The sequence below is a fragment of the Petralouisia sp. genome (assembly GCF_056822245.1).
This window is the reverse complement of the sequence record NZ_JBQIOP010000105.1, coordinates 1-3052: the sequence shown is the minus strand read 5'-3', so window position 1 is coordinate 3052 and position 3052 is coordinate 1. Positions and strand designations below refer to the sequence as shown.

General features: G+C 55.4%; 3 protein-coding genes. All 3 read left to right on the top strand.

All coding sequences use genetic code 11. The annotated features are described in order from the left end of the window. Positions 1 to 2046, top strand: a 2046-nt coding sequence (locus ACTO17_RS19720; RefSeq protein WP_482559126.1) for a type IA DNA topoisomerase, incomplete at its 5' end; no start/stop codon positions are given. Beyond that, positions 2043 to 2420 carry a cysteine-rich VLP protein gene (locus ACTO17_RS19715; protein WP_482559125.1) on the top strand — a complete coding sequence of 126 codons (378 nt, stop codon included), beginning with the start codon at positions 2043 to 2045 and terminating at the stop codon, positions 2418 to 2420. The genes ACTO17_RS19720 and ACTO17_RS19715, both read left to right, overlap by 4 nt. A 134-nt stretch (positions 2421 to 2554) precedes the next feature. After that, positions 2555 to 3052 (top strand): hypothetical protein (locus ACTO17_RS19710; RefSeq protein ID WP_482559124.1); only part of this gene is annotated, 498 nt, incomplete at its 3' end.

Genomic DNA, 3052 nt, shown 5'->3' with positions numbered 1-3052 from the left:
AATGAGAAAAAAGACGGCTACCTGGAGGGCGGCGGGTGTCTGGTGAGCTGGTGCGTGGGGCACCTTCTGGAGCTGGCGCAGCCGGAGGCTTACGGGGAACAGTATGCCAGATGGCGCTATGGTGATTTGCCGATCCTGCCGGAAGAATGGAAATATCAGGTGTCGAAGGACAAGCAAAAGCAGCTTGACCTTCTGTGCCGGCTGATGAAGGACAAACGGGTGGAATCGGTGGTATGCGCTACGGATGCCGGGCGTGAGGGTGAACTGATCTTCCGTCTGGTCTATGAACATGCCGGATGTAAGAAACCGATGGAACGGCTCTGGATTTCCAGTATGGAGGACGCGGCAATCCGTGACGGGTTCGAGCACCTGCGTCCCGGCAGCGACTATGATAAGCTCTATGACGCGGCGGTCTGCCGGGCCGGAGCTGACTGGCTGGTCGGCATTAACGCCACCCGGCTTTTCTCTGTCCTGTATGGCGTTACGCTGAATGTGGGGCGGGTCATGTCACCCACGCTGGCCCTTCTGGTACAGCGGGAGACGGATATTCAGGCATTTACGAGCAGGCCCTTTTACGTGCCGGAGATCACCTGCGGCAGCTTTACTGCCTCCGGCGAAAAGTTGTCCGGGAAAAATGAAGCTGAAAAAATTCGTATGGATTGTGACGGGCAGAATGTTTCCGTGCTGTCCGTGGAGAAACAGATCAAGACGGTGCAGCCGCCCCGGCTGTATGACCTGACAACTTTGCAGCGGGAATGTAACCGTATTTATGGCTATACGGCGCAGCAGACCCTTGACTATGTGCAGTCCCTTTATGAGAAAAAACTGGCGACCTATCCCCGGACGGACAGCCAGTATCTCACCGAAGATATGCAGACAACTGTCGCTTCCTTGGTTCTCTGGCTGCGGGATCATATGCCTTTCGGAAAGGGCTGCGCCGGGGAACCGGATATTGGCCGGGTGACGGACAACAGCAAAGTTACAGACCATCACGCCATTATCCCTACGGCGGAGATTGCCCGGACAGATTTGACGGAGCTTCCTTCCGGGGAGCGGGATGTACTGACGCTGATCATCGCAAGGCTGCTCTCTGCCACGGCCCAGGTACACCGGTTTGAGGCGGTGACGGCAATTTTGGATTGCCAGGCTCGTTCCTTCACAGCAAAAGGAAAGACGGTATTACAGGCTGGATGGAAGGAAGTGGAACGCCTCTACCGCATGGGATTGAAACAATTCAAACCGGAGGATGACAAGAATACGGATGTCTCCCTTCCCATGCTGCAGGAAGGACAGATATTTGAAACGGTCTCTGCCAGTGTCCGGGAAGGTAAAACCTCACCGCCGAAACACTATACGGAGGATTCCCTTCTGGCAGCTATGGAGACCGCCGGGGCCGAGGATATGCCGGAGGATGCCGAGCGCAAGGGATTAGGCACCCCGGCCACCCGTGCGGCCACGTTGGAAAAACTGGTCTCCGCGGGATTTGTGCAGCGGAAGAAAAAGCAGCTTATTCCAACGGAAAAAGGTACGAACCTGATCCTGGTGCTGCCGGACAATATCAAATCGCCTATGCTCACCGCAGAATGGGAATCTATGTTGAAGCAGGTGGAACGCGGCGAGCTGGATGCAGGGTCCTTTATGGAGCAGATTGCGGATATGAGCCGGACGCTGGTAAAGGAGCATACCGCCCCGGAGGAACGCTTTGCCGGCCTGTTCCCGGATGCAAAAGGAAATGGGCGTGAGGCTGTCGGCACCTGCCCCCGCTGTGGCGGAACCGTATATGAGGGTAAAAAAGGATTCTTTTGTGATAACCGGGACTGTGCCTTTGTACTGTGGAAAGACAATAAATTCTTTTCCGGCAAGAAAAAATCCATAACAAAGTCTGTGGCGGCGGCCCTTCTGAAAGAGGGCCGCGTTTCCATGTCCGGGCTTTACAGCGAAAAGACGGGAAATACCTATGACGCCGTGGTGGTGCTGGATGATACAGGCGGGAAATATGTGAATTTCAAGCTGGAATTTCCGGCTAAGAAAGGCAGGAGGAAATGAACGGGCCGCCCTTACGGGAATTAAACAGGCAGGAACGGGCGGCGATCCGAAGGTTGGTGACAGACCTTTGCGCCAACTATGACAATCGGGATAGGCTCTGCCTCCCCTTAGACTGCCCCTGCTATATGCTTCATAAATGGTGGACCGGCTCTTTTTGCAGGTATTTCCGGGAGGCGGTGCTGCCGACAGAGCCGGCGCTGAAATCTGCCGTTACCGGCGAGGACACTTCCCTGAAACAGAAAACCTGCCCGGTCTGCGGCAGGGCATATTTTCCCACCACCAGCCAGGCGTATTGTTCGGATTCCTGCCGCACCTTTGCCAGACAGAAATCCGAGCGGGAACGCAAGCGCCGGAGCAGACAGAAACAGGGGTGATATGTCCGCAGCTTAACCAAAAAGAGGCTTGATTTCCAAGGCTTTCAACCCCCGGTTTGAGGGACGGCTGTATAAGAATACTCTGACGCCCTGAAACGGGCCTAAGCTGCGGACAGACAGAGAAATTGGGAGGGATGCCTATCGAAAAAATAAAAATACCAATCGTGCCGGAGATCATGCGGATCGACACACGGACCCAGGCCATTGACATGCAGCAGATCGACAACCGGCGCTTCATGTATAACCCGGACACGGGGCTGTTGGTCTTAGGCCGGCAGTATGCGGTGACAAGCCTGATGGATTCCAGCCATGCCGGTGAGCTTGCGGCTGCCGGCATCACAAAGGATTATGACGCGTTTGTCCGGGGATGGGTCGGCGCCGGAGGGGACTACCCTGTGGGGGTGGTCCATTTTGCGCCCAGCGTTGATGCAAGGAATATTGAATTATTTGACCGGGCGTTTGACACCTTGAAAATGTTTGCGGATAACGGGATCATGTACGGGACTGTGATCCGAGGGTTTGGGAAGGAATGGGAACAGCCGGTATCTGCCATCTTAACGGATATGTGGCAGCCGGCGGCAAAGCCTTCCGTCCGTAAGCAGCTAAAGAAACAGCCGGCGGCAAAAGCCGTC